15 protein-coding genes are annotated in these 23,023 nt (G+C 72.7%); 2 read left to right on the forward strand and 13 right to left on the reverse strand.

Features of this window, described 5'->3' with window-relative positions:
• Nucleotides 1–4 precede the first annotated feature (4 nt).
• A complete protein-coding gene (locus L3Q67_RS43925) occupies nucleotides 5–1,480 on the reverse strand; it encodes a flavin-containing monooxygenase (RefSeq protein WP_499187301.1) in 1,476 nt (491 codons plus the stop codon).
• Between the two features lie 64 nt (nucleotides 1,481–1,544).
• Between L3Q67_RS43925 and L3Q67_RS43930 the strand changes: the two genes are divergently transcribed.
• Nucleotides 1,545–2,780 (forward strand): PucR family transcriptional regulator, encoded by a 1,236-nt coding sequence (locus L3Q67_RS43930; RefSeq protein ID WP_499187302.1) that lies wholly within the window; start codon nucleotides 1,545–1,547, stop codon nucleotides 2,778–2,780.
• A 43-nt stretch (nucleotides 2,781–2,823) separates the two neighbouring features.
• Here L3Q67_RS43930 and L3Q67_RS43935 read toward each other — a convergent pair whose 3' ends face one another.
• The 11 genes from L3Q67_RS43935 to L3Q67_RS43985 all read right to left on the reverse strand — a co-directional run bounded on the left by L3Q67_RS43935 (nucleotide 2,824) and on the right by L3Q67_RS43985 (nucleotide 19,972).
• Nucleotides 2,824–3,426: a GNAT family N-acetyltransferase gene (locus L3Q67_RS43935; RefSeq protein ID WP_499187303.1), complete on the reverse strand. Its 603-nt coding sequence runs from the start codon at nucleotides 3,424–3,426 to the stop codon at nucleotides 2,824–2,826.
• A gap of 146 nt (nucleotides 3,427–3,572) precedes the next feature.
• Nucleotides 3,573–4,691 (reverse strand): S1 family peptidase, encoded by a 1,119-nt coding sequence (locus tag L3Q67_RS43940; RefSeq protein ID WP_499187304.1) that lies wholly within the window; start codon nucleotides 4,689–4,691, stop codon nucleotides 3,573–3,575.
• Between the two features lie 398 nt (nucleotides 4,692–5,089).
• Nucleotides 5,090–6,571 carry a M1 family metallopeptidase gene (locus tag L3Q67_RS43945; protein WP_499187305.1) on the reverse strand — a complete coding sequence of 494 codons (1,482 nt, stop codon included), beginning with the start codon at nucleotides 6,569–6,571 and terminating at the stop codon, nucleotides 5,090–5,092.
• Nucleotides 6,572–6,740: 169 nt separating this feature from the next.
• Nucleotides 6,741–6,917, reverse strand: coding sequence for a CsbD family protein (locus L3Q67_RS43950; RefSeq protein WP_499187306.1), 177 nt, complete (start codon nucleotides 6,915–6,917; stop codon nucleotides 6,741–6,743).
• Nucleotides 6,918–7,001: 84 nt separating this feature from the next.
• On the reverse strand, nucleotides 7,002–9,917 hold the full coding sequence (locus tag L3Q67_RS43955) for a helix-turn-helix transcriptional regulator (RefSeq protein WP_499187307.1): 2,916 nt from the start codon (nucleotides 9,915–9,917) through the stop codon (nucleotides 7,002–7,004).
• 72 nt (nucleotides 9,918–9,989) lie between these two features.
• Nucleotides 9,990–10,196 (reverse strand): hypothetical protein, encoded by a 207-nt coding sequence (locus L3Q67_RS43960; protein ID WP_499187308.1) that lies wholly within the window; start codon nucleotides 10,194–10,196, stop codon nucleotides 9,990–9,992.
• Between the two features lie 67 nt (nucleotides 10,197–10,263).
• Complete coding sequence (locus L3Q67_RS43965; RefSeq protein ID WP_499187309.1) at nucleotides 10,264–13,062, reverse strand: type 2 lanthipeptide synthetase LanM family protein; 2,799 nt, start codon at nucleotides 13,060–13,062, stop codon at nucleotides 10,264–10,266.
• A 474-nt stretch (nucleotides 13,063–13,536) separates the two neighbouring features.
• Nucleotides 13,537–14,418, reverse strand: a complete 882-nt coding sequence (locus tag L3Q67_RS43970; protein ID WP_499187310.1) for a hypothetical protein — start codon at nucleotides 14,416–14,418, stop codon at nucleotides 13,537–13,539.
• Nucleotides 14,419–14,427: 9 nt separating this feature from the next.
• Nucleotides 14,428–15,045 carry a hypothetical protein gene (locus L3Q67_RS43975; RefSeq protein ID WP_499187311.1) on the reverse strand — a complete coding sequence of 206 codons (618 nt, stop codon included), beginning with the start codon at nucleotides 15,043–15,045 and terminating at the stop codon, nucleotides 14,428–14,430.
• On the reverse strand, nucleotides 15,033–17,909 hold the full coding sequence (locus L3Q67_RS43980; protein WP_499187312.1) for an ATP-binding protein: 2,877 nt from the start codon (nucleotides 17,907–17,909) through the stop codon (nucleotides 15,033–15,035). The genes L3Q67_RS43975 and L3Q67_RS43980 overlap by 13 nt, the downstream gene beginning before the upstream one ends.
• The gene (locus L3Q67_RS43985; protein ID WP_499187313.1) at nucleotides 17,906–19,972 is read right to left on the reverse strand and encodes a hypothetical protein; all 2,067 of its coding nucleotides are present in this window, start codon (nucleotides 19,970–19,972) and stop codon (nucleotides 17,906–17,908) included. The genes L3Q67_RS43980 and L3Q67_RS43985 overlap by 4 nt, the downstream gene beginning before the upstream one ends.
• 132 nt (nucleotides 19,973–20,104) lie before the next feature.
• On the opposite strand from L3Q67_RS43985, the gene L3Q67_RS43990 reads away from it, so the two are divergent.
• On the forward strand, nucleotides 20,105–20,308 hold the full coding sequence (locus L3Q67_RS43990; RefSeq protein WP_499187314.1) for a hypothetical protein: 204 nt from the start codon (nucleotides 20,105–20,107) through the stop codon (nucleotides 20,306–20,308).
• Nucleotide 20,309: 1 nt separating this feature from the next.
• Here L3Q67_RS43990 and L3Q67_RS43995 read toward each other — a convergent pair whose 3' ends face one another.
• On the reverse strand, nucleotides 20,310–22,916 hold the full coding sequence (locus tag L3Q67_RS43995) for a helix-turn-helix transcriptional regulator (RefSeq protein ID WP_499187315.1): 2,607 nt from the start codon (nucleotides 22,914–22,916) through the stop codon (nucleotides 20,310–20,312).
• Between the last annotated feature and the right edge of the window lie 107 nt (nucleotides 22,917–23,023).

A 23,023-nucleotide genomic window follows, 5' to 3' on the forward strand; every position in this document is an offset into this window, starting at 1 on the left:
CGGCTCAGACGAGCGCGGCCGCCCGGGACAGGTGCAGTTCCGGATCGGTGACGCTGTCCGCGCGCAGCAGTTTCACGTCGGCGTGGTAGCTCATCGAGGTCAGCCACGGCATGCGATCGCCCTGACGCGGCAACCGGTCCACCGCGCGCCGGACGTATCCGGCGGCGAAGTCCAGCAGCGGGCGGGTCGGCATCGCCGGGTCGGCGGGCTCCGGGCGGCAGGTGTCGTAGCCGTGCTCGTCCATGTGCGCGAGCAGGCGGCAGAAGTGCTCGCAGAGCAGCCCGACCTTCAGCGTCCACGACGAGTTCGTGTAGCCGATGGCGAAGGCGAAGTTCGGCACGCCGGAGAGCATCATCCCCTTGTACGCCACGGTTTCCGGCAGGTTCACCGGCTCGCCGTCGACGGTGAGCTCGACCCCGCCGAACGCCTGCACGTTCAGCCCGGTCGCGGTGACGATGATGTCGGCCTCGAGTTCCCGGCCGGATTCGAGCAGCACCCCGCGTTCGGTGAAGGTGGTGATCCGGTCGGTCACCACGGACGCCGTGCCGCGGCGGATGGCGCGGAAGAGGTCGCCGTTGGGCACCGCGCACAACCGCTGGTCCCACGGGTCGTAGGGCGGGTTGAAGTGCTCGTCGACCGGATAGCCCTGGGGCAGCTGCCGGGTGTTGACCCAGCGGATCAGTTTGCGGGCCGCCTTCGGGAACCGCTGGCAGAACTTCCAGACACCGATCTGCTTGGCGATGTTCGCGCGCCGGGCGAAGGCGTAGCCGCGCTCGTCGCCGAGCACCTTGCGCGCGAGGTTGGCGACCTTGTCTTCACGCGGCACCGGCATCACGTAGCTGGGCGTGCGCTGCAGCATCGTCACGTGCTCGGCGGTGCCCGCCATCGCGGGCACGAGGGTGACCGCGGTGGCACCGCTGCCGATCACCAGCACGCGCTTGCCGGCGTGGTCGAGGTCCTCCGGCCAGTGCTGCGGGTGCACGATCGGGCCGCCGAACCGCTCGCGGCCCTCGAAGCGCGGGGTGAACCCCTCGTCGTAGCGGAAGTACCCACCGGCGCAGAACAGCCAGTTCGCGCTCAGCCGCAGGCGCTCGCCGGTGTCGGTGCGTTCGACTTCGGCCACCCAGCGGGCCGTCTCGCTGGACCACGCCGCCGAAACCAGCCGGTGGTGGTAGCGGATGTGGGCGTCGAGTCCGTTCTCGGTCACGGTTTCCCGCAGGTAGGACAGGATGCGCGGCGCGTCGGCGATGGACTGCCGGTCCCGCCACGGTTTGAACTCGTAGCCGAAGGTGTGCAGGTCGGAGTCCGAGCGGATGCCCGGGTAGCGGAAGAGGTCCCAGGTGCCGCCGGACGCCCCACGTGCCTCCAGGATGGCGAAGCTCTTGGCCGGGTGTTCGGCCTTGAGGTACCGGCCGGCGCCGATGCCCGAGATCCCGGCCCCGACTACGAGCACGTCCAGGTGCGTCTCCGTGGAGGTCATTGCCCCACCTTGCGACACCACCGGCCTCTTGCGCCAGTGCAACAGGCACCATCATGCTGCCGTGGTGGTGCAAAGTGCTGAGTGGCCCCGGCTGTCCGCCGCCGGGCGGCGGCTCTTCCAGCGGGGAGCCGAGACCGTGCTCAACCTCCGGCCCGACTGGCTGGAGGAACTGCACGAGGCCTCGTTGAGCAGCCAGCGGATGCGGCCGGTCGCCGAAGACCCGGTGCTCGCGGCGGCGACCCGGCGGGCGAACCTGGCGAACCTGCTGCACTGGGCGGCCGCGAACGTTTCCCACCCCGGCAGGCGGGTCCCGGCCAACACCTCGCCGGAACTGCTGGAGTCGGCCCGCGACCTGGTTCGCCGTGGGCTCGACGAGACCGCGCTGGAGGCCTACCGGACCGCGCAGAGCGTCGCCTGGCGGCGGTGGATGGACATCTGCTTCGACCTGACCGACGACCCGGCGCGGCTGCGGGAACTGCTCGACGTCTCCGCGTTGTCCATCGGCACCTTCATCGACGACACCGTGGCCGCGGTCTCCGAGCAGATGCGGGTCGAACGCGCCGAACTCACCCGCGGCGCGCACGCCGAACGGCGGGCCGTGGTCACGCTGTTGCTCGAAGGCGCGCCGATCAGCCGGGCCCGCGCCGAGGTGCAGCTGGGCTACGGCCTCACCGGCAGGCACACCGCCGCGATCATCTGGAGCGGCTCGGGCACCGCGTCGGACCAACTGGAGGCCGCCGCCGAAGCCGTCATGCGCGCGGCCGACGCGGCTCATCGGCTGACCGTCGTGGCCAGCGCCGCCGCGTTGTGGGTGTGGCTCCCGGTCGGCACCGTGCCGCGGCACCGGCAGCTGACCGCGGAACTGGCCGCCTACCCGGATGTGCGCGTGGCCGTCGGCAGGCCGGGCGCCGACGTCGACGGCTTCCGCAGCAGTCACCTCGACGCGGCCACCACGCAGCGGATGCTGACGCGGCTCACCTCACCGCAGCAAGTCGCGCGGTACCCGGATGTCCAGCTCGCCGCGCTGCTCACCAGCCAGCCCGCGCAGGCGGACGAATTCCTCGCCGACACCCTCGGTGGACTGCGCGCCGCCGACGCCGACACCCGGGAGACCGTGCTGACCTACGTGCGCGAACTGGGCAACACGACGCGCACCGCGGAACGGCTGTACACCCACCGCAACACCGTGCTGCGCCGCCTCGCGCGGGCCGACGAACTGCTCCCCCAGCCCCTGGCGGACAACGCGATCAGCGTGGCGGCGGCACTGGAAGTGCTGCGGTGGCGGGGCACCGGGCCCTGAGTCCACAGTGGACAAATCGCCGGTGACGATTTGTCGACAAACCTCAGGCCGACTTGTCGTTGAACCAGTGGCGCCCGCGCCGGGTGCGCCAGTGGCGGCCGCGCTGCGGCTCCGGCGGCGGGCGGTACGCGGCGAACTCCGGCGCGGTGATGGCCATCATGACCAGGTACTTGATGCCGCCGCGGTGCAGTTCGGTGTCCCGGATCCGGCGTTCCTCGCGGAAGCCGAGTACGCCGTGCAGTGAGAGCGAAGCGAGGTTGCCGCCGTAGATGCCGACCTCGCACTTGCGGTAGCCGCGATCCTGGAACATGTGCGTCAGCAACACGGTGATCGCGTCGGCGGCGTACCCGCAGCGGCGGTAGGACGAGCCGATCCCGATGCCGTAGCTGAACCGGCCGAGGCCCCCGTCGGCCTTGATCGAACCCACCAGCAGCCTGCTGTACCGGGTCTCGATGGCGAACTGGAGGTTGTCGCCGGTGCGGTGGGCGGCCCAGTGCTGATAGCCCCCGACGGCGTTGCGCGACGCGGCCTCGCGGTCGAACCCGGTCAGCGTGCGCCGATCAGCGGGGGTGACCGGGCGCAGGCGCACCTTCTGGCCGGTCAGTCCCGGCGCCACCGTGAACTGACCCACCGGCTGCGTCATCATCACCGGTGACCTTACTAGGACCGCACCGCCGCGATACCGCCGCCTAGGCGCTGCCCGGTGGGTCTGGTCGATGGGCTTCGTGATCCAGGTGGTTCCTGGCGGTGCCTAGCCCGGGATCGGCGCGGTCACCGATCCCGGGCGGTGGGTCAGGCGGTCACCAGTGACAGTCCGTAGGTCTGCAGGATCTCGTTGACCGGCTGGAACCAGGTCTCACCGCCGGAACTGCAGTTGCCCCAGCCCCCGGAGGTCACGCCCTGTGCCTGATCGCCGGTGATGAAGGAGCCGCCGGAGTCGCCCGGCTGGGCGCAGACACTGGTCTTGGTCATCTGGTGCACCGCGCCCTGGGCGTAGTTCACCGTCTCGTTGTGCGCGAGCACGGTGCCGCAGTGCCAGTGCGTGGTGGAGCCGGAGCGGCACACCGAGGTTCCGACCGGGGCCACCCAGGAGCCGCGGACCAGCGCGTCGCTCACCGTGCCCCAGCCGAGCACGACGGGCGCGGTCCACCAGCCGTTGCCGATGCCGACGTAGGCGTAGTCGTTGCCGGGGAAGGAAGAGCCGCGGAAGGAGCCCATCGCCGAGCCGTCCCAGCCGGTGACCGAACTGCCCACGCCACCGCAGTGACCGGCCGTGACGAAACCGCCGTGCACGGAGAAGCCGATCGAGCAGCGGACGTTGCCGTTGATGTAGAAGGGATCACCGCCGACCGTCCCGGCCGCGAAGGACACCGGCTTCGGTCCTTCCTCGACCCGGACCGGCCCGGCTTCCCGTGCTTGCCGGAGGAACGCGTCCAGCTCCGGGCTGCTCGCTCCACTTTGGACCGTAACCACCACGCTGCCGGACCGCGGGTCGGCACGCCACCCGCTGACCTCAGCCGGAGCCTGCGCGGCCCGCGCGTCGATCGCCGCTTTGGTGGCGTCCAACCGGGCCGCACTCACCTCGACCCGCTCGGCCACGGCGCCGGTGCGCTCCACAGCCTGGGCGGCGGTCGCGTCGGTGACCCCGACGACGAGCTTGCCGCGCTCGGGGTCGAACCAGGCCCCGCCGAACGCGTTCCCGGCGGCTTCCTGCGCCACCGGAGCCACCCGGCTCGCGCTGGCTTCCTCGGCCAGGCGGGTGTGCGCCTGGGCCGCGGTGAGGCCGAGGTCGCGCTGCATCGCCTCGACCAGCCCGGGCGAGGCGACCGCGCTACCAGCGGTTCCCACGGTGAGGACGGAGAGCGCCAGGCACGCCGTCGCGGTCAGGTTGAGCAGGTTTCTTCGACGCATCAGAACTCCTCGGAGCGGGGGGACCGGAGCAACACGTACGCCCAGAGTGTCGGTGCCTGCGCAGGTCCAGACCAGTTCTTGGCTGAAAATGCCCACCCGCCGCGCGAAAACGGTCAAAGACAAACAGCTCGACCTCGCCGGATGGGCGAGCCGGTCCTCGGCTGGGAGTCGTTCCTCCGCACCGGCTTCACCGCGTCCGGGTTTCCGGTGGTTCCCGTTTCCTGCTGCCGGCCGCGGTCGCGTGTGCGGGGCTGATCTGGCTTTACACGATCAGCCGCGGGGTGCAGAAGGTGCGCTGGGTTCGCGCTGTCGACGCGAAACTCGGCGCGGTCGCGCGGGCCTGAGCGGACTCACCGCCCGGGGGCGGGTGCCGACCGGCACCCGCCCCGAACCGGGGTTCAGTGCGGGTGCGCGGCGAGGTGGTCGTGCGCGTGGGCCATCTCGTCCATCACCGGGAGGTGGCGGGCGGTGGTGACCGCGGTGCCGTTCGGGCCGGTGGCGGGCTTGACCGGGTCGGCGAGCCAGGTCCGGAACAGCGCGTCCAGCGGGCGGCCGGCGAGGTCCTCGGCGAACTGGATGAAGTCCGGCGTGGTGGCGTGCCCACCGCGGTACTTCGAGTGGTAGCCCTCCAGGATCCGGAAGAACGTGTCGTCGCCGACTTCGGTGCGCAGGGCCTGCAGCGTCATCGCCCCGCGTTCGTAGACCGCGCTCGCGAACAGCCGCGTGCCCGGCCACAGCTTGAGCTGCCAGAACGCGTCCTCGGCCGGGTACTTCGCGTAGAAGGCGTCGGCCAGTTCGGCGGCGGTGCCGCTGCCCCGGTGTTCCGACCACAGCCACTCGCCGTAGGTGGCGAAGCCTTCGTTGAGCCACATGTTGGACCAGTCGGCGAGCGCGACCGAATCGCCGTACCACTGGTGGGCCAATTCGTGGGCGACCAACCAGGTGGCATCCTTGCCGACCTCGAACAGGGTGCCGTACACCGGGCGGGTCTGGTTCTCGATGGCCGAGTTCCAGCCGGTGGTGGCCACCCCGCCGAGCGAGCCGAACGGGTACGGGCCGAACTTCGAGGCGAGGAAGCCGGTGATTTCCGGGGTGCGCTCGATCGCCGCCTTGGCCGTGGGCAGCACCTCGCGCAGCGACTCGTCGTACGCGGTGTAGTACGGCAGGTTCCCGGCGACGCCTTCGGTGAACTCGTACTTGCCGAGCGCGATGAACGGCAGGTAGCTGACCATCGGCTCGTCCGCCCGCCAGTCCCACCTGCTCCAGCCGGGCACCGGCTGGGACCGGCCGGTCAGCACGCCGTTGGACAGCGCGGTCGTCCCGGCGGGCACGGTCGCCGAGACGCGGTAGGTGGCTTTGTCCGACGGGTGGTCGTTGGCCGGGAACCAGGTCTCGGAACTGCGGGGCTGCCCGATCGACACCCCGCCGGTTTCGGTGCGGTGCCAGACCTGCACGCCGTCCACCTGCACCTGCGAAGGGATGTCGGCGTAGTCGACGGTCACGGTCAGCGGACGGCCCTTGGCCACCGGCGCACCCGGCGTCACGATCAGCTCGGTCTTGTCGGCGGTGTCCACCCGGAAGCTCGCCGGTTCCCCGCCGACCCACACCGAGGTGACCTTCAGCGCGAAGTCGAGGTTGAACTGGGAAAGGTCCTGCGTGGCGACCGCGTGCAGCGTGGTCTGGCCGGTCAGCTCGTCGGTGGCGGGCTGGTAGCGCAGGGCGATGTCGTAGTGCTGGACGTCGTAACCGCCGTTGCCCGCCCGCGGGTAGATCGGGTCCCCGAGCCCGGGTGCCCCTGGCGCCGGATCCGCGGCGGCCGGTACCGCCCCCAGCATCCCCAGCGCGACGATGACCGCACCCGCGCGCGTGCGCTTGCGCATGTGATTCCTCCCAGGAGAAAGCCGGATACGGCCCAACCTAATCGGCCGCGGCCGTCCGCTTCCGCGGTTTCACCCACGCCCGAAGCGCCGTCCGGTCCGCTCTCCTGGAATGTCCTTTGTGGACAGGCGGATCCGGGTGGACGGAGAGATCCGCCCACCCGGGAAGCACTCAGTCGGTGACGCCCTTGACGGCGTCCTTGAGCTTCTCGCCGGCCTGCTTCACGTTGGCCTTGCCCTGCTCGGCCTTGCCCTCGGCCTGCCACTGCTCGTTGCCCGTGGCGTCACCGACGGTTTCCTTCGCCTTGCCCTTGAGTTCGTCGGTCTTGTTCTCGGCCTTGTCGCTCATCACGCCTCCATCGTCGTCCTGCACCGAGCTACTACCCGGTGGCGGACCGCCGGAAACCCCGCGCGCCGGCTTCCTGCCACCGTCCTAGTGCTGGCCGCGCAGCGTCCTCACCGCGTGGTCGGCCAGTGCCGACCGGTCCGCGCTGGAGGTCTTCACCATCAGGCTGGCCACGTGCTTTTCCACCGTGCGCGGGGAAATGTGCAGCCGCTCGGCCAGTGCCTTGTTGGCCAGGCGGTGCACGAGCAGCTGGTAGACCTCGAACTCGCGCAGCGTCACCCCCAGGACGCGGAGGCTGTCGGGCACGCGTTCGGAACCGGCACGCCGCTGCGCCACCGGAGCGCCGGTGCGGCGCAGCAGGGTGCGGCAGGCACTGGCCACCGCGGCGAGTTCGGCGCGGTGGAAGTATTCCTCGGCCTCGCGCAGCCACACCCCCGGCTCACCCCAGCCGTCCGCGATGGCGGCTTCGGCCACCAGCCGCAGTCCCAGCACCCTGGCGCTGCGGAAGGTTTCCGCGGTGCGCGAGGCGTCCGCGCGCACGCGCACGGCTTCCTCGGCCCGGCCGTCCCGGCCCAGCAACACGGCCTCGGCCAGCAACACGAACTGGCGGTTCCACCGCATGCGGCCGGCGGCGCTGTCTCGCACCCGTTCGTACTCGGCCCACCCCGCGCGCCCGGCGAGCACGTCCAGCAGCAACTGGAGGCCGTGGGGTCCGGCCAGGTAGAAGGTGCTCTGCCGCTCGGCCTGGGCGGCGGCGATCGCGGCCAGTTCCGCTTCGGCGGCCGGGCGGTCCTCCTCCAGGAGCGCGCAAAAGGCCTTGGCCAGCCCCTGCGCCAGCGGCATCTCCGGCGAGGATTCCCCGCCGTGCCCGGCGAACTCGGTGAGCGCGGCCGTCATCGCCGCGCGATCGCCCTGCTGCCCGGCCAGCGCCGCCTTGGCCATCAGCACGTACCGGGTGATCGCGGTCAGCTGCATGCGGGCCGATTCGGCCAGGCAGGCGTCCAGCCGCTCGGCGGCCAGCCGGAATTCCCCGCACAGCACCGAGTGCAGCCCGAGGATGGCGTCCGCGTTGTGGGCCAGGCTGATGCCGCCGGTGCGCAGGGCTTCGGCACGGGCGCGGTCGAGCGCGGTGGTGTCCCCTTCGGCGAGCCAGGCGTTCCCCGCCAGGCCGGTGAGCGCGTAGTTCCGCCAGGTGGCCAGGTCGTGCTGGGCGGCCAGGTCGAGCATCTTCTGGAAGCAGGCGTCGGACTCGCGCAGGTCGCGTTCCCGCACCGCCAGCCCGACGGCGTACCAGGCCTGGCAGGCGGTGGCCGGGCGGCCGATCCGCTCGGCGCCTTCCAGCGCGCGGCGCGCCAGCCGCTCCCCGCGGTGCACCCGGCCCGGTTCGGTGCCGAACATGGTCAGGTAGGCGTCGACGGCGTCCACCGGCACCGTCTGCTCCTCGGTGGCGTCCGGGCCGAGCAGGGCACGGGCGGCGCGCACCTGGGCATCACCGTCGGCCCAGCGCCCGGCCACCTGCGCGGCCCAGGCCAGGCGCACACAGACCTCGATCCGGCGCGAATCGTCGCCGAGCGCGGTAGTGGTGCGCAGGGTCTCGGCCAGCGCACTGGCGCGGTCGAACTGCCCGCTCTCCGCCAGTGCGTAGAGCATCGTCTCCAGCAGGTCACCGCGTTCGGCCGCGGTGCCGTGCTCGGTCAGGGCCGGTTCGGCGCGTTCGAGCAACGCGATCGCCGTGCCCGGCGCACCGCCGTCGAGCGCCCGGCGCCCGGCGCGCAGGTACAACTGCCCCGCGACGCGGTCATCACCCGCCCGCGCCCGCAGCTCGGCCGCCAGGTGACACCACTCGCGCGGCAGATCGGGGTGCAGTTCGGCGACGGCGTCGGCCAGCGAACCGGCGATCTTCGCGCGGTCGACCGGGGTGAGGCGGGTGAGCAGGCCCTCCACCGCGAGCGGGTGCTGGAAGCTGTACCAGTCGGCGCCGCGATCGTCCGGCGAAAGCAGTTGTGCGGCCACGGCCGCGCGCAGGTGGCTGAGCAGGGCGTGGTCGTCGAGGCCGGTCACGCGCTGCACCACCGAAAGCGGGAACCGCTGCCCCAGCACGGCCGCCACGGACAGCAGCTGCGAGCCCTGCGGGCCGAGCCGGTCCACCCGCCTGCCGATGCTGGTGACCAGGGTCTGCGGCATCGCCCGGGTCTGCCCGGCCAGCCGCCAGCCGTCCCGGTCGTGCACCAGCGTGCCGCCCGCGACCAGTTCGTGGAGCAGTTCCTCGACCACCAGCGGGTTCCCCGCGCTGTCGTCGAAGAGCAGGCGGGACACCTTCTCGGGCACCTCGCCGGGTTCGGCGTCGAGGCAGCCGCGGACCAGTTCGTGCACCTCTTCCGCGCTGAGCCTGGTCAGCGACAGCAGCCGCGCCTCGTCCCGGCGGGCGGCGTTTTCGGCGAGGTCGAGCGCGTCGCCCGGCTCGCTCCGCACGGTGGCCAGCACCATGGTGGGCAGCCCGGAAACGTTGCCGCAGAGGTACTCCAGCACCGCCAGCGTTTCCACGTCGGCGTCCTGGAGATCGTCGATGAACAGCAGGCAACCGCCCGCCGCGCCGGCCAGCGCGGTCAGGCGGAGCACCCCCTCGGCGAGCACCACCAGCGATTCACCGCCGCGCGAGCTCTCGTCCGCCCAGTCCGGGACCAGCCTGCCCAGCACCGGCCGGTACGGGCCGAGCCGGGCTGGCAGGTCGGGATCACCGGTGCGGACCAGGGAAAGCAGGGCCTCGGTCAGCGGGCGGAACGGCACCGCGGGGCCGGTGGTGCTGCCCCGGCCACGCAGCACCACCATGCCGGCGTCGAGCGCGCTGCCGATCGCGTCGGCGGCGAGCCTGGTCTTGCCGATGCCGGGTTCACCGGCGACGAAGAACGAACAGCCGTGTCCCGCACGGGTCCGCTCCAGGGCCGATTCCACCTGGGCGGACTCCGCGTCCCGGCCGATCAGTCGTGGGGCTCGGGTCCGCATGCTGCGACCCTAACCACGCCACGGCCCGTGCCGGACGGGCTGTCACCTGATCGCTACCGACCCGAGGGAAAATCACAGACTCCCGCCGCCGGGCGCGCTGACCGTGGTGAACTCGGCCGCGAGGGAGGCGGCGGCCACCGCGCCGAGGGTCAGCCCGGCCAGGATGCTCGCGCGGACCCCGGCGGTGGTGCGGCGGGCGGGCTCGGCCGGGGTGACGGGGTCGGTGCCCAGGTCTCCGCTGTTCTCGCGGGCGGCCGTGTTCTCCTGCTCGTCGTACATGTTTCCTCCTGAATTCGGTGCTTCCGGGTGATTCGGTGGGCTCGGTGGCTTCGGTGGTTAGCAGTGGCTATCGGTGGGCGCCCGGCCGCAGCCGCAGCACGGACGGGACCTCGGTGGTGAAACCCAGGCGCAGCAGGCCGTAGCCGATCCCGGCGATGCCGGTCAGCAGGCCGGGGGTGGGCACGGCGTCCGGGGTGCCGCACCGCGGCCCGTACCGCTCGATGGCCCCGAGCACGTGGGCGCTGTCGCGGGTGAGCGTGGCCGCGGCCTGCTCGTGCCCGGCGGCGGCCAGCTCCACGAGCACGTCCAGCACACCCAGTTCACCGTGGCAGAGCGAATGGTCGCCGGAGACGCGGCGAGCGGCCGCGGCGGCGACGAAGGTGTCGGCCCCGGGGTCGCCGGGCGGGCGGGACAACGCCACCCCCGCGGCTCCGGAGCACCAGCCGATGCCCGCCGGACTGCCCTGCGGCGCCCCGGCCGGGCGGGTCAGCGCGGTACCCGCTCCACCCCACAGGAATCCGGCGCCTTCGGGCTCGGGACGCGAGCCCAGCCGCCCGGCGAGTTCGGCGGCCACGTCGGCGGCCAGGGGAAGTCCGGTTTCCGCGTGCACGGCGAGCATGGCGACCAGTGCGCCGTCGGTGCCGTCGCCGATGCCGGGGCGACCGGCGTCGTCGGCGAGGCGGGTGGCGGTCACCGCGGTGGGCAGGGACTCGCGCAGAGCGTCGTCGTCGAGCAGCGTGCTCAACCGGGCCACGGCGTAGGAGATGCCGCCGAGCCCGAAGAACCCGCCCGAGCCGACCTCCCTGGCCAGTTCCGGGTGCCGGACCAGCACGCCCAGCAACGCGGGCAGCCCGTGGACGGCCCGGCGCGCCAGGTCCGAGTAGCGCGCCACCCCGGTGATCGCCCCGAGCTGGGCCAGGAAGAGCGCGGTGCCGCAGTAGCCCTCGGCCAGCCCGGCGCCCATCGGCAGCACGGACCAGTACCGGCCGTCGACCAGCTCCAGGCCGAGCCAGTTGGCCCGGTCGCCGTCCTGCCGGGACCCCGCGACCAGCTCGTCCCCGATGCCGCAGGCCAGCGCCAGCAGGTGCGGCTGGTCCGGCACCACCCCGGCGACAGGATCGCCCAGGGGTGCGGCCGGGAGGTGCCCGGTGGACCGCAGTCGCGTGGCGAGGGTCGCTTCCACCAGCCACTCCTGCTCTCGCCGGTCCACCGCGCCGAGGTGGGCGAGCTTGTCCCGCACCGCCTCCAGCCCACTGCGCCGCAGCAGGCCGGGCAGCACCGCGCCGGTGCCGGAGCGCACGTCGCGGGAGCCGACCCGCGCGGTGAACAGCGGGATGTCGCCGCAGAACAGCTCGGTCAGCTCACCCGGGATCAGCTGCGGCAGGTGGTCGTGCCCGGTGTCGACGGCGAGGTCGGCGAACGCGGCCTCGCGGGCGGCGCCGTCGGCGAGGTGCCGCGGGTGGGTGGACTCGGCGAGCAGGAGGCTGTAGGCCCGGGTGTCCCGCACGACCAGCCGGATCTCCTCGCCGGCGAACCGGGCCAGCGGCCCGTGCACGGCGGACAGCTCCTCGGCCCGCTCGGCCAGCGCGTCGTAGCCGGTGCGGAACCCGGCGAGCAGCGCCCCCCGGTGGTCCATCAGGTCGGCCGCCACGCCACGCAGCACCGGGCGGTTGCGGGCACCGGTCATCGGGACCCGGCCGGGCACCAGGCGCATCCGGTCCGTGCCCGCCGCCAGCCAGACCGGCACGTCGGTCGGGTAGTCCACATCGGACTGCCCGCCCGCGCCGGAGACGTCGAGCGAACCGTGCTCGCCCAGCAGCAGCCTGGGCAGCAGGGCGGTCCGCATCACCGAGGCGTTCAGCGCGGACAGCGCCGGGTCGGGCCCGGCGCTGGTCCGCGGGGTCCAGCCGGGGTGGAAGAGGGTCTCGACGTCCACCAGCACCGGCTGGTCCCCGGCGGCGACGAGGTTCTCGTAGTGCATGTCGGTCGCGTCCAGCACGTACAGCAGGGCGAGCAGAGCGCCCTGGCGGCGGTGGAACCGGTCGACCTCGGCGGGGGTGGCGCACGGCTCGTGGTCGACGAACTCGGCCCAGCCGTAACCGTCGCCCGTCACCACCCGGACCCCGCGCGGGGCCAGCTCGGGCAGCACCGTGGCGAACCAGTCCAGCAGTTCACCGAAGCGCGCCTGCAAGCCGAGCGGGCGCGGTTTGTAGACCAGGCGGGTGCCGTCGGCGAACCGCAGCACGGCCACCGAACGGCCGCCGGCGTGCAGGTCACCCGCGCCCAGAGCCAAGCCGGTGAGCGCACCGGGGTCGGTGCCGAAGAGGTCCGCGACCAGTGCCCCGCGGTCGGCGGCGAGGCGGTCGAGCAGTTCGGTGACCGCGTCGACCGTGTGCACGCAGGTCTCGGCGAGCAGCCGGGCCAGCACCGGGTAGCGCCGGAACAGCTCGGGCAGCCGCCCGCCGGTCTGCCGGACGAACTCGGCGAACCGCTCGTGCGGGGTCTCCCCCGCCCACGGTCCGCCCCGGTGCAGTTCGGTGACCAGCGCCCGGGCGGCGATACGCGCCAGCTTGCCGCCGAGCCAGTTCCGCACGTCCAGCCACACCGCGTCGGCCAGCCGCCCGCCGAGGCGCGCCTGGACCCGGTCGAGGAACGGCGTCAGCGGAGCCACCAGGTGTTCTTCGGGCGCGGCGTCCGCCGGAACCTCCCGGAACGTCCCGCGGTCCGGGGCCACCGCGAGCACCTCGTCCACCAGCTCCGCCCACCCGGGCCGCGCGGACCCGTGCTCCGTGGTGGAGAGCGCGGCCGTCCACCAGCCGCCGGACGGCGGGGCGGTGGCCACGGGGCTCTCGGTCGGGTTGCTCACCCCCGGAACGTTGCCAGCCGGACCCGCGCGGGCACATGGGTAATCACTACCCGCTTTCCCCCTCGGCAGATGAGGGCCGCCCCGTGGCCGAGGCATACGCCGCGGCACCCTTCGGCTGGGAGTGACCGTGCCCCCTCGCCGACTGCGACCGTTGCCCCGCTCCATCGTCGACCGGGCCGGAAGGAGCCCGGTAGCTTCGGGCCGGGCGCGGCGAGGGTGAGGTTCGGCTACGGGAGTGCGGGACTCGGCTGCCTGAATGTGGAACTCGCCTGCCTGAATGTGGAGTTCGGCCGCCGGAGTGTGGGACTCGCCTGCCGAGTGTGGAACTCGGCTGCCTGAATGTGGGACTCGGCTGTACCAACGTGGGAATCGGGCTCCCGAGTGGAGAACTTGGCCTCGCGAGTGTGGGACTCGGCTGCCCGAGTGTGGGGGTCGGGGGTGGGAGTGTGGGGGTTGGGGGTGGTGGGTGGGGCGTTAGTATTTTGGGCCGTGGCCGGGGGAGTAGCGGCCGGTTTCCAGGTTGACCGACTCGCCGTGACCGAGGTCCACGTGGCCCGGTGGTTGCGCGAGCCGGGTGGCCGAGTCCTCCGGTTTCGGCGCGGACTTGGGTACTTCGAGGATGAAGGGGGCGGCGGCTTTCCCCGTCGCTGCACCGAAACGGTCGAGGCCGCGGTCGTACCACGCCTCGCCGCCCGGGCGGCTGTGCGGCATTCCCGGTTTGCCCCGGCCGAAGCCCGGGTTCCGCCCGGTCAGTTCCTCGGCCGCCGCGTTGAGGGCGATGTCGCCGGGTTTGACGATCCCCTCGTAACCGCGGTCGATGAGCTTGCCGTCCACGCAGGGGGTCACCGACGGCGGCACGTGGTACTTGTGCGCCACGTGTTTCCGCAGCCATTCGGTACCCAGGCTGCCGTAGAGGTAGCGCTGGGCGTCGCGCAGGACGAGGCTCTCCGAAGTACCGATCCGCACGTCGGACTGGCGCAACGCCGTCAAGCCCCACAACGCTTTTTCCGACAGTGCGGCACGCTCGGCCTTCGTGTACTGGCGCTCGGGCACCGCACCGGCCTGCTTCAGGGCGTAGTTGACCACATAGGACACGCGGTAGTTGTGCTGCCGGTCATCCGGGTTCGCGGCGACGATCCGCTCGTGCTCCCGGACGGGCTTCTTCTCCGCGGCCACCCAGCCGCGGATCTCCTTGCCCGCCTTGGCCAGGTCCGACGGGACCGGCACCCCGTCCGGCCGCTGGAGCATCCCCGCTTCGTGCTTGTGCTGCCACCCGGCGTGGGGATTCCGCGGGGTGTCCGGCTTGGGCGCCACCGGTTCCGGCGCACCGGGCACCTTCGGCACATCACGGGGCATGACCGCCGCCTACCGGTGCGGCGAGTCGGGGGGCCGCCCGCGCTGCGGCTGGGGTGGGGGTAGCTCCCAAGGTGGGCGGGGCGGGGGCGACCCGGAACCGCCGCGGCGGTCCGCTGGGGCTTCCGGGGCGCGCAACTTGCCGTTGGCGTCCTCCACCCGGACCCTGACCAGGACACCCGCGTCGCGGCCGACGTCCTTGAGCGCCGTCTGGATCTTGACCGCCTCGCTGTCCTTCCCGGTGCCGACGTTGCGCAGCCGCACGTCGAACAACACGCCGCCGGAGCCCTTGCGCTGGTCCGCCTGCTGCTTGACCTCCTTGGCGAAGTCGGCCTTCAGGCGGTTCACGTCCACGGGCCCGCCCTGGGACGCCTTGAAGTCCTTGGTCTCGACCACCGTCTTCAGTTCGGCCCGCCACACCTTCCAGTCCGTGGCCAGTTTCCCCTGATCGCCCGGCTTCCCGGCCGGATCGGACCGGCGTTGCAGGGCGGCCACATCGGCCGGGGACAGTTTCTGCGGCCCCTCCGGCCGGTCACCGCGAGCGGCCGGATCGGGCGGCTTCGGCGCCACCGGTGGCTTCTGCCCGTCCGGCGGCCTGCTGTGTGCGTCCACAGTGGTCACTCCTGCCACGGGTGGCGCTCGTCGGGGATGAGGTGGACGAGCGTCCAGTTGGCGTTGTCGAACTGGTCGATCGCCTCGATGGCCCTGGTGTCCCAGCCCGTGCCGTCGGCGACCACGCCGCCGACCGCGGTTTCGAGGACCGACGGGCGCAGGGTCCCGAACGTCACCGCGTCCCTGGTGGCCTGGTCCCGCGCCTCCTGGCCGATCCAGTGGTGGACGGCCATGCACTGCGCGTAGCAGTCGTCACCGGGGATGGCCCGCCGGTACCGGTGCTCCCATTCCGCCGACCGTGGATGTCGTTCCTCGTCACCGATGCAGCGTTCGAGTTCCTGTTTGACCGGCAGCCATCGATAGGGCTTGGCGAGGAATCCCCAGTCGTCGTCGAGGCAGTGGTTCTCCTCCCCGGCCAGGGATCGGCTGAGGACCTCGTAGCAGTGCCGCGCGAGGTCTTCGGCCGAAGTGCCGGGTTGCAACTGCCCGGATCGCACGCCCACCGCGTCGTCGACGGCGTGGGACAACGCGCATTCGAGCAGGCGGGCGTCGAACCGGGCGAGCAACCGGCGTTCGCCCGGCGGCAGGCCGGGAGCGGCGTAGTTCACCAGGTGCGCGAACACGGTCAACTCCACCCAGAGCGCCAGCACGGGGTGCTGCGCTGGCAGCCGTCGTGCCGCGGTCATCTCGGCCAGCGTGCAGGCCCGCGCCTGGCACCGGCTGCCGCAGGTCGCGCTGCGCCTGCCGATCAGCCGGTCCACCGCGGCGGGCTCGGCGGGCGCCCGTTCCGCGGCGGTCCCGTCCGGCACGCCGACGAGCACCGGCCGGTCCATGTCGTCGGTGAAGACCGCGCTGCGGCCCCGGCCGAGCGACACCACGTACCGCGACTGGTTCGCGTCGAGGTTCATGGTGGCGCCGACGCTGCGGCGGTCGTCCTCCGCGGGCAGCCGGTGCACGATCTTCACCGCGGTGTTCTTGATGACGTCGGGGATCAGCTTGCCGGGGATCTGCTCGACGATCACCAGCCCTTCGCCGTACGCGCGGACTTCGGCCAGCAGGGCGGCGAACATCTCCACGCCCTTCGCCGCCGGTCCCGCCTTGTCCGGCTCGGGGCGGCGCAGCAGCCGGTGGGCTTCTTCGACCACGGTCAGGTGGTGCAGGTCGTTGTGCGCGGTGTCGCCGCGGGTGAGCCGGAGGTGTTCCATGAGCTGGATCAGCAGCGCGCCCATCAGGAACGCCTTGTCGGCGTCGTCGCCGACGTCCTCGATCTCGAACACCACCCTGGCGCGCAGCAGCCGGTCGAAGTCCAGTGGGTGCCCGCCCTGGAAGAACCGGCCGGTGGTGCCCAGCCGCAGGCTCGCCAGCCGGGTGGTGATGAACCCGTGCACGTCGGCGGCCATCTCCGGGCCGTAGCCGATGGCGGCGACTTCGGCGGTGGCGACCCGCTGGAGGTCGGCGAGGGTGGGGTAGCGGGGTCGCCCGCCGGGGTGGGCGGGTTCGCCGACGACCAGGTCCCAGCCGAGTTCCTCGTAGCAGCGGGTCAGTGCGGCGGCGAGGATCTGCGGAAAGGGTTCGTGTGCTTCGAAAGCGGCGAGGAACAGCGCGCGCAGCAGGTCGAGGTGCGTCTGCAGCGGAAAGCGTTTCGCGGTGCCCGTCATTCGGCTCACGGCCGGGACGAGCGGGTTGAACCCGGCGGGCGCCACCCCGGGAGCGCCGGGCCGGATCACCACGACCTCCTCGCCGGAAGCCCGCAGTCTCGCTGCCATCAGCCGGTATTCGGCCTTGGCCGGTTCGATGACGAGCCACGGCAATCCGATGCGGGTCGCTTCGGTCAGCAGGTGCCGGACGGTGAACGACTTCCCGCTCCCGGTAGCGCCGCAGACGAAGGTGTGCCGGTTCAACGACTCCGTGTTCACCGAGAGGGCCGCGACCTCCGCGCGGGCGGAGTCGAGGACGTGGCCGAGCAGCACCGCGTCCGCCGTGCGCCGCGGCTGCTCGGGCGTCACGTCGAACTGGTGCGGCTCGGTCACCCGGATGCCACTCAGCTCACGCCGGGGTGGCCGGTTCAGCGCCACCAGGAGGTCCGTGGTCGCCAGGAACTCGGCGCGGCGGTCGTCGGCGTGCGCCGCCGGACCGGCCGGCGTCAGCGTGTACGGCTGGTCCTGCAGATCCGCGGCGGCGCACAGCATTCCGGCCGTGCGCCGGGCGCCCGCCGGGGTTTCCGCGCCGACCAGGATCCGGACGCGCCACACGTTGCCCGCCTGGGAACGGGCGAGTTCGCGGTGCCGTGCCTGCTTGCGCTCCAGTTCGACGCGTTTGCCCTCCCCGACCTCCCCGCGTGACAACGGCAGGATCCGGCTCACCAGCCGATCCAGTTCGGGCTGCACCTTGTGCGGTGGCAGCGGTTCGGCGACCACGAGCCAGGCGAAGGGTGCGCGCAGATGCGCCACGTGCTGGTGGAACGAGCCGCGGCGGCGGCTTTCGGGTGACTTCTTCGACTCCGCGGGCGCCCACAACGCGTCGGGCAGCCCGGCGCACAGTTCCCAGTGCGGGAACGCCAGCAGCCCGGCCGCCACCCCGGCCGCCAGCGGCACCGCCCGTGCGCCGGGCGGGAACAGCAACTCCTGGCCGCTCGCGAGCGGAAGGCCACCCCGGCCGCCGAGGAGGAACCGCACCTGACCGGTGTCGCCTGGGCTGCGGATCCACGCCGCGACCAGGGCCGGTCCGGGCGTGCCCGTCCCCAGCAACGCCGAGTGCGCCCCACCCAGCGCGGTCAGCAGCGGCCCGTCCTGCGGCAATTCCCGCTGTTCCTGTTGCTGCTCCTGCCTTGCGGGACCCGGCACTTCGGTGACCTGGCGGAATTCGACCTCCCGCCAGGTCACAACGCCACCCGTCCCGGGGCCGGGGTGCCGGAGACCCGGTCGAACAGGCAGATCTCCGGGTGGCAGTTCGCCATGACCACCCGCCTGCCACGCCCGGAGTTGTCGACCAGGATGAACTCGGTGGGGTCCATGCCGAGGATGGCCTGCGTGTCGGTGATGAATTCGTACACCCGGGAGGTGGAGATCGACGTGCTGATGTTCTCGGCGCTGGACCAGGTGCGGTTCCCGGCCCAGGTGTGCCCGCGCGAGTCCGAGGTCCCGCGTTGCTTGCGGGAGCCATTGGTGCTGCCGTTGCCCGTGGTGGCGGAGAAGTTGTCGCCACCGCCGTCGCTGAAGGTGCGCCCGGACTGGTGGGTCAGCTGGTTGACGACGAACTTGTGCCCCTTGCCGATGAACTCGGCGGCGATGGTGGCGTCCTTGTGGTTGTACATCTTCATCACGCACACCGCTCCCCCGGTGCCGACGATCTTCTCCAGGTCGTCCTGCGGCTGGTCGAGGAACAACACCAGCCGGACCCCCGCCGCCCTGGCCTCTTCGGACAGCGCGCGCACCGCCGTCGCGCCGAGCCGGTCCACCCCGGCGACGGCGAGGTAGGAGCCGCGCAGTTCGGGCGACCGGATCGCGCGGCGCGCCAGGTGCACCAGCAGGCGGTCGATGAGTTCCTTGCGGTCGTCGTTGCCGCCCGGAGTGGCCAGCACGGACAGGGCGTGCCGGGTCCAGAGGGTCCACAGTGGACGCTGGCCGCCGGGCGCGACGCGGTGCAGCATGTCGAGTTCGGCCGCCCAGAGGCGCAGGTGCCGCGCGGTCCAGTCGTTCTGGTCGATGTCGCCGATACCGCCGATGAGGCGTTCGACCTCCTGCGGGGTCAGCACTTCCGACTCCGCGGCCCGCCGGAGCACGCGCAGCCCAGCCGACAGCCGGGCGAAGGTCGCCGGGTACTCCAGGCAGCTCAGCACCTTCCCCAGCACCTCGGTGGCCAGCGCGCGCTCGTGGTGCTGCTCGCCGCCTGCCGGCTTCGCGCGGCCGGTGAGCACGTAGGCCAGCGTTTCCGCGATCTCGTCGGGCCCGAGCCCGGCGAACAGGTCGAAGTCGGTGCCGTCGTCCAGTGCGACCTCGACCGTGTCCAGTCCCCTGGCCGCGGCGACGCGGACCAGCCTGCTCCCGGCCCGCTGCCCGGTCAGGTCGAGCACCGTCAGCCGGTGGCCGCGGGCCAGCAACGAGGTGCCGAACATGACGAGCAGGCACGCCCAGCCGTACCGGTCGGGATCGCCGCCGATGATGTCGACCCGCGTCGGCTCCGCCGCCGGGTGCACCGGGTACCACTGCGGCCCGGCCTGCTGGCGCACCAGCCCCTGCTGCGCCGCCTGGACCTGCTGGTCGTGCTGCCGCTTCGCCGCCTCCCACTCGGCGACCGCGTGCTGGTGCCGTTGCTTCTCGGCCGCCCGCATGGCGAGGTAGGGCTGGCGGAACCGGTGGATGTCCGCGGCGGTGCGCCGGATCTCGAACAGGGCGGAGACCACCCACAGCGCCATCAGCAGCCCGGCCGCGGGGAGCACGTAGCCGTACACCTGCGCCGCGTCCCGGCCCGCCGAGGAGACCTGCTCCTCGATGGTCACCTGGTAGACGCCGAAGGCCAGGAACGCCAGCACCGCCAGGGTGCTGCGGACCACGACCTTGCGCACCGCCTTCGCCCGCTTCGCGTACAGGCTGCTGGTGTCCGGGTGCGGGGTGTCGACCCACACCGGCCGGGGGCCGAGGTTCAGCGGTGGTGGCATCGGCGGCGCGGGTTCGGCCGTGGCCGCGGCCTGCCAGCCCCACCGCACGGGCGGGGCGAACAGCCGCGGCGCGAACAGCGCGGGCCAGTCCGCGCCCGCCGTCGTCGCCCAGTCCTTGGTGGCCGCCGGTGCACGGTATCGCCTGATCTCGGCCTCCCCCGCCATCCTCGCCTGCGTTTCCGTCGCGCCATTCGCCACCGCCGACATCGCGGCGCGCACGGCGGCGTCGAGCTGGGTCTGGTCCCCGCCGACCACCACACCGGCGAAGTACCGATGCCAATCCCTCATGGCGGCCTCCTCCCTCGGACGTCCTGACCAGCTTGGTGCGTGCCGGCGCCGAGGGCACGAGTAGCGGGGTACTCGAATCCGAGTGGCGGCCTACTCGTGCCACCGGCCGCGATCCGCGACAGCATCGGCGGCATGGCCACTTCGGATCGGCGCGTGGCAGCGCTGCGAGGGCTTCCGGAGTCGTACGCGCTGGGGTTGCGGCTCCGGGACGCGGGAACGCCCGAGGCGGTGATCGCCGACCGGCTCGGCGTCGAACCCGAGGCGCTGGGGCCATTGCTGGCGGTGGCCGAGGCCAAGCTCGCGACGATCCTCGGCAAGTCCGACGAGGGGCCGTGATTCAGTCGCCGTGGAGCAGGGCGGCGAATTCGGCGCGGACGCTGGTACCGAGTTTGGCGGCGGCACGGTAGAGATGGCCCTCCACCGTGCGCACCGACACGACCAGCCGGTCGGCGATGGCGCGGTTGGACAGGCCTTCGGCGGCGAGGGTGACGATCTCGCGTTCTCGTTCGGTCAGCGGCAGGGGACGCGCGGCCGCCGCCAGAGCCGGGGTGCGGGCGCCCTCGCTCCGCTCCGCGAGACGGTGGGCGCGGGCCGCAGCGGCCTGCGCGGCGGCACGACTGTCGTGACGCGCGTACGCGGTCACGGCGTGTGCGGCGGCATCGGCGGCGGCGAGCAGGTCGCCCATGCGTTCCAGTCGATCGGCGGCCGCGAGCAGCGCGTCACCGTCGTCCTCGGCCAGCGCCGCCGCGTGCGCCGCGGCCGCCGGCGCCCTCGGTCCGTCCACTGTGGACGCCAATGCGGCCAGCCGCCCGGCGGCCGTGCGCTCGCCGAACCGCACGGCGTGGTGCAGCGCGAGGGCTTCATACGCCGGCTGCCCACGCGAAGCGGCGAGCGACGCGGCCTCGCGGGCGAGCCGGATCGCCTCGGTCACCGCGCCCTCCGCGGCGGCCACCCACGCCCGGGCCGAAAGCAGGTCCGGATCGCAGAACACGAACGACGGGTGCCGCTCGGCTTCCAGTTCGGCCAGCGCCTTCCGGGCCGCCGGAGCGTCCCCGGACATGGCCAGCGCGTGCGTCAGGTTCATCAGGCACCGGAAGGCGAACCCCTCCTCGTCGACACCCGCGAAACCGGCCTGCGCCTCGCGCAGGTCCGCGATCGCCGTCCGGAGCCTGCCCCGGCACCTCGCCGCCTGGCCACGCAGGGAAACGCCCCGCAGCCGCGAATACCCGGGCATGTCGGCGGCCCGGCGGTAGTGCCGGTCGGCCAGTTCGTCCATCTCGTCCAGGTAGCCCGCGACGTGCAGGGCCATGGTGTGGATGTCGCACAGCCCGAACGTGCCCACCGCCGTGGCGAAGGACTGCGAAACCGTCGCGTAGGCACGCGCCGCGATCGGCCCGATCTCGTCCGCGCGCCCGAGCGCGCCGAGCGCGATGGTGGCGCCGTAGGAGGCCAGCAGGGCACCCACCTCCGGCAGTCCGGGTGAGGCCAGCGTCTCGGTGGCGGTGTCGAGGGCGAGCCGGGTGCGGGCGCGGAAGGCGTGGAACGCGGCACGGGCGCCGTTCACCAGGTGCTCGCCCTCGCCGCTGGTTTCCACCGCGTCGAGCACCGCCTCGGCTTTGTCGGGACTGCGTCCGGGCCAGAACAGGTTGGCGGCCCGGGGAATCGAGAGGGTGAGCCGTTCCTGCTCGCTTTCCGCCCGTTCGGCCATCAGCTCGAATTCGCGCTCCGAATCGGCCCCGCGGTTGAGCCACGACAGTGCCATCCCCAGCGTGAGGTGCGCTTCGAAACCACCGGACGCGTCGACCGCGGCCCTGGCGAGTTGTTCGGACAATGCCACGTCCAGCAACCGGATCGCGTCACGGGCCGCGATGGTCAGCAGCCGCGGATCGGGCGGGATGTCGGAGTCCACGATCAGCGCGGCCCGCCGGAGCGTGTCATCGGCACGGCGCCCGCCGGTGTCCGCGAGCGCCGTGGCGATCTCCCCGCGCAGCCGCCGGGCCCGGAACTGGCCGATACCCGGGCGCCGGACCTCGCCGTACAACGGGTGGGCCAGCCGGGCGTTCCAGCGGTGCCCGTCCCGCTGGAGTTCCACCAGCCCGCGCAGTTCCGCCTCTTCGACGTCCGGCGCGCTGGTCAGCCCGGCCAGGATCCGGACGCCGAGCGGTTCACCCAGTGCGAGCACGTCCACCACGTCGACCAGCGGGTCGGGCAACCGGCCCATCCTCGTGTGCACCAGCTCGGCCAGGCCCGCCGACACCGCGAGCCGCCCCGACCAGTGCCACCCGCCACCGGCCTCGCGCAGCTGACCGGCTTCGAGTTCGCCGTCGACCAGTTGCCGCAGGAACAAGGCGTTTCCGCGCGTCAGCGCCCACAACCGGCTCGTGGCGCCGCTGTCCACCGGACCGCCGAGCACGGCCTCCAGCAGTTCGGCGGTCTCCGGCGCCGACAGCGGCTGCACCTCCAGCCGGTCCAGGTAGCCGTCCTTCCACAGCGTGGTGACCGCGTCCGGCGCGAGTTCGCCGCTGCGCATGGTGAGCACCATGGGCGCGGTGCCGGACAACACCAGTTCGCGCACCACCAACGCGGAAAGCTCGTCCAGCAGATGGGCGTCGTCGACGCCGATCACCAGCCCGCCGGGCGGCGCACCGGCCACGAAGGCCTTGATCGCCGCACTCACCAGCCGGGTCGGGGCCGGGTCGACGTCACCGAGAACGCCCGCGAAGGCGCCGAGCGGCAGCGCCCGCGCCGAAGCCGTGCCCGTCACCCAGCGGACGGCCGCGCCGCGCGTGGCCAGCATCGCCAGCGCCTCACGAGCCAGACGGGTCTTCCCGACCCCGGGCGCACCGGCGAGCACGACACCGCGCGGCCGGTCCGCGCGGCGGCTCGCTGTCTCGATGAAACGCAATTCCTCGGCGCGCCCGGTCAGCGGCCACGTTCGCACCACCGGCACAGCATACGAATGCGCTTTGCCGCGCGGAAGCCGTCCGCCACCGCTTCACCCGCGAACACCCGCGAATTCGCCGGACGGCGGATTTGTCACCCGTGCGAGCT

Origin of the sequence: Saccharothrix sp. AJ9571 (genome assembly GCF_021725495.1) — a bacterium.
In the GTDB taxonomy this organism is placed as follows: Bacteria; Actinomycetota; Actinomycetes; order Mycobacteriales; family Pseudonocardiaceae; genus Amycolatopsis; species Amycolatopsis magusensis.

Excerpts from the sequence above, each read along its gene's own strand:
- L3Q67_RS43925 (WP_499187301.1), bottom strand. The coding sequence starts at position 1,480 with ATGACCTCCACGGAGACGCACCTGGACGTGCTCGTAGTCGGGGCCGGG.
- L3Q67_RS43935 (WP_499187303.1), bottom strand. The coding sequence starts at position 3,426 with ATGATGACGCAGCCGGTGGGTCAGTTCACGGTGGCGCCGGGACTGACC.
- L3Q67_RS43940 (WP_499187304.1), bottom strand. The coding sequence starts at position 4,691 with ATGCGTCGAAGAAACCTGCTCAACCTGACCGCGACGGCGTGCCTGGCG.
- L3Q67_RS43945 (WP_499187305.1), bottom strand. The coding sequence starts at position 6,571 with ATGCGCAAGCGCACGCGCGCGGGTGCGGTCATCGTCGCGCTGGGGATG.
- L3Q67_RS43950 (WP_499187306.1), bottom strand. The coding sequence starts at position 6,917 with ATGAGCGACAAGGCCGAGAACAAGACCGACGAACTCAAGGGCAAGGCG.
- L3Q67_RS43955 (WP_499187307.1), bottom strand. The coding sequence starts at position 9,917 with ATGCGGACCCGAGCCCCACGACTGATCGGCCGGGACGCGGAGTCCGCC.
- L3Q67_RS43960 (WP_499187308.1), bottom strand. The coding sequence starts at position 10,196 with ATGTACGACGAGCAGGAGAACACGGCCGCCCGCGAGAACAGCGGAGAC.
- L3Q67_RS43970 (WP_499187310.1), bottom strand. The coding sequence starts at position 14,418 with ATGCCCCGTGATGTGCCGAAGGTGCCCGGTGCGCCGGAACCGGTGGCG.
- L3Q67_RS43985 (WP_499187313.1), bottom strand. The coding sequence starts at position 19,972 with ATGAGGGATTGGCATCGGTACTTCGCCGGTGTGGTGGTCGGCGGGGAC.
- L3Q67_RS43990 (WP_499187314.1), top strand. The coding sequence starts at position 20,105 with ATGGCCACTTCGGATCGGCGCGTGGCAGCGCTGCGAGGGCTTCCGGAG.